Source organism: Levilactobacillus mulengensis (assembly GCF_003946045.1).
GTDB classification, from domain to species: Bacteria; Bacillota; Bacilli; order Lactobacillales; family Lactobacillaceae; genus Levilactobacillus; species Levilactobacillus mulengensis.
Window position 1 is genome coordinate 1 of sequence record NZ_RHNW01000033.1, and the last position, 2,283, is coordinate 2,283.

Annotated in this window: 2 protein-coding genes and 2 pseudogenes; 3 read left to right on the forward strand and 1 reads right to left on the reverse strand. The window is 35.5% G+C overall.

All coding sequences use genetic code 11. The annotated features are described in order from the left end of the window. Positions 1–53: 53 nt before the first annotated feature. Positions 54–290 (reverse strand): annotated as a pseudogene (locus tag EKM84_RS14025) (helix-turn-helix domain-containing protein); the annotation flags it as partial. Between the two features lie 184 nt (positions 291–474). Between EKM84_RS14025 and EKM84_RS14030 the strand changes: the two are divergent. The 3 genes and pseudogenes from EKM84_RS14030 to EKM84_RS14040 all read left to right on the forward strand — a co-directional run. Continuing rightward, the gene (locus EKM84_RS14030; protein WP_034529862.1) at positions 475–900 is read left to right on the forward strand and encodes a thioredoxin family protein; all 426 of its coding nucleotides are present in this window, start codon (positions 475–477) and stop codon (positions 898–900) included. Between the two features lie 32 nt (positions 901–932). Beyond that, complete coding sequence (locus EKM84_RS14035; RefSeq protein WP_034529865.1) at positions 933–1,640, forward strand: putative immunity/bacteriocin fusion bifunctional protein; 708 nt, start codon at positions 933–935, stop codon at positions 1,638–1,640. 358 nt (positions 1,641–1,998) lie between these two features. Further along, positions 1,999–2,283, forward strand: a pseudogene (locus EKM84_RS14040) (helix-turn-helix domain-containing protein); the annotation flags it as partial.

Genomic DNA, 2,283 nt, shown 5'->3' on the forward strand with positions numbered 1-2,283 from the left:
CTGGGATAATTTTTCATAGCTTAAACTCGCTTTTTACATAGAAGTATATCAAAAATCATAGATCTTGGACAGCTTCTTAGAATTGAATGGCGACCACAAGCCCGCCTTTTATGATCTGCGTCTTGTTGCGCTAATTCGGGATCATAGGGTTTGACCCGATCTAATTCATAGCTAATAGTTGATTTGGCAACGCCTAAGGCGTCAGCCATATCTTGGTAAGTATGATGGCCTTCACTGACCAGTTGAGCTAGCGCACCACGTTGAAAACGTGATAAAGTAGAAGTACCCAAAGTAATCACTCCTTATAGCTGGTTGGAATTAACTACTACCATTGTAAGAGATTACTCTGGGCGTTTTTACTTTCGTTCGAATTAATTATAGAATTTGCCACAAACAAAATTAATTGTGATATTATGAGCATGTAGCATATATTGATTGTTTTAACATCGATTTTATGTGTTGAGGAGGCTTTTTATGAAAAAACGAAAAATAACAGTTTTAAGCAGTTTTTGCTTGTTCGTAATAGGAATCAGCCTCATGTTTTTACTTCCAAGTACAGTGCTCGCAAAGTCAGAAGGAAAAGTGGTGAATGTAAAATTAACCACCGCATTAAAATTGCTCAAACAAAAGAAAAGAAAGATAACGTATGTCCTCTATGCTTCTAGATACTGCATTCATTGTCAAAAAATGAAAAAGATTTACCGACAAGCTATTGCTAAGCATCCTAACAAGGAAATCTTTAAAGTCGATTTAGCTAACGAACCTAATTCTAGCTATAAAAAATTAAAGGGACTGCATGTAAATGCTATACCAACTTTAATAAAATACAATGGCACCCATGAGGTTACACGTTTAGTTGGAGAATCCAAAATTTCAGTAGTAGACAAGTTCTTACAATAAGGGTTCCTTAAAAATTAGAGGAGTTGTTGATTATGAGTAAGGCAAAACATTTTAAAAAAATATTTATCGGACTACTAATGTGCTCAGTTACTGTATTACTTGGCTCGTTCTTATTCCCAATTAATGGTTCGGCTAAAACTAGAGTTGGATCTTATTACCATAATTTAAATACAGAGCTTAAATATTCAAACTTGAGTGCAAAGGTTTCGTCTTTGAGCTCAAGCAATGCACAGCAAGATGTTTCTAATTTAAATAAAAGTGAGAAAATAAATAACTATTTAAATAATATAAAAAAACGTGGTTATACCAATGACCAAGACGCAGTCACACCATATAATTATCGTGCAACATCCTCAGTAGATCCTTCTATATCAACGGATGTTGTTTATAATGTTTACAAAAATAATGACAAAAATACTACAATATTAACTCAAACGGTTGTTGATAAGAGCAATAATAAGGTTGTAAGCTTCTCTGCTGAGCAAGGTACTACTAAGAGCACATCACCAAAAACCGAATTTTCCGCCTCAAACAATGAACTGAATCAAATTAATATTCTGGCGAAAAAAAAGACAAAGCATTTTAAATTTCATGGCAAAGAATTTTCATGCGGTATGGCTGGTGTGTTAGCTTGTGGTTCCTATTGTGCAGTTTGGGCTGCCGTAAATGGCATCGCAGGTTTAGCTTGCGCTGTCGTGTGTGGCGCTGCATCAGAAGGTGCATGTGCAATGAATCATTAATAAGAGGCAATTTTTATGAAAAAATATGAGAAAAATTTACTCTTTTACACGACTAAAAGTTTACCCATTTCGGGAATAATTGTTTCTGCAGGTGCTCTATTATATTTTGTTATTTATCAAAATAACTATACATGCGCAGCTGTTTTATATTCATTTATTCCGTTAATTGGCACTGTTCTAATTGCATTACCTTTCTGGATCCTTGTATATCGAATTAAGAAAGGTAATTCTCATTGATAAATAAAACCTATCTAAAGGGCAAATTCTATAATTAATCCGAACAAAAATAAAAAAAGGCCCAAAGCAATCTCTTACAATGGTAGTAGTTAATTCCAACCAGCTATAAGGAGTGATTACTTTGGGTACTTCTACTTTATCACGTTTTCAACGTGGTGCGCTAGCTCAACTGGTCAGTGAAGGCCATCATACTTACCAAGATATGGCTGACGCCTTAGGCGTTGCCAAATCAACTATTAGCTATGAATTAGATCGGGTCAAACCCTATGATCCCGAATTAGCGCAACAAGACGCAGATCATAAAAGGCGGGCTTGTGGTCGCCATTCAATTCTAACGCCATCATTGACAATTTTAATTACCAACCACCTACGTTTAACTTGGTCACCAGAAGCGATTGCGACAGCT

Coding starts and splice junctions, on each gene's coding strand:
- EKM84_RS14035 (WP_034529865.1), top strand. CDS start 933: ATGAGTAAGGCAAAACATTTTAAAAAAATATTTATCGGACTACTAATG.
- EKM84_RS14030 (WP_034529862.1), top strand. CDS start 475: ATGAAAAAACGAAAAATAACAGTTTTAAGCAGTTTTTGCTTGTTCGTA.